The following is a 734-nucleotide window of genomic DNA, read 5'->3' on the forward strand; positions in this document are numbered from 1 at the left end:
GCGGATTGACTCGAGCTCACTGACGCTGATTGACTCGAGCTCGCTGATGCAGATTCACTTGCACTTACTGAGGCGGATTGACTTGCGCTCGCTGAAGCGGATTGGCTCGAACTTGCCGACACAGATTGACTCGAGCTCGCTGATACAGATTCACTTGCACTTACTGAAGCGGATTGACTCGAGCTCACTGATACAGATTCACTTGCACTTACTGAGGCGGATTGACTTGAACTTACCAATGCAGATTCGCTTGAACTTACTGAGGCGGATTGGCTAGCGCTCGCTGACGCTGATTGGCTCGAACTTACTGAAGCCGATTCGCTCGAACTTACTGAAGCCGATTCGCTCGAGCTTACAGATGCTGACTCACTTGCGCTCGCTGACGCTGATTGGCTAGCGCTCGCTGAGGCTAATTGACTTGAACTCATTGACGCTGATTGGCTAGCACTCGCTGAAGCAGACTGGCTTGAACTTACTGAGGCTGACTGGCTCGAACTTGCTGATGCTGATTGACTTGCGCTCGCTGAGGCTGATTGGCTAGCGCTCGCTGAGGCTGATTCGCTGGAGCTGGCTGAAGCGGATTGGCTCGCACTCAATGAAGCAGATTGACTCAAGCTGACTGAAGCGGACTGACTCGCACTTGCAGATGCCGACTGGCTAGCACTCAATGAAGCAGATTGACTTGAACTTACCGATGCTGACTGACTAGCACTTGCAGATGCGGATTGACTCGA

At 52.5% G+C, this 734-nt stretch carries 1 protein-coding gene; it reads right to left on the bottom strand.

Annotation, left to right across the window (positions count from 1 at the left end; translation table 11 throughout):
• Positions 1–734: hypothetical protein (locus M1G01_RS09625; protein ID WP_247931694.1), on the bottom strand; the 734-nt coding region annotated here is incomplete at both ends.

The organism is Streptococcus oralis (assembly GCF_023110055.1).
Classification (GTDB): Bacteria; Bacillota; Bacilli; order Lactobacillales; family Streptococcaceae; genus Streptococcus; species Streptococcus oralis_BY.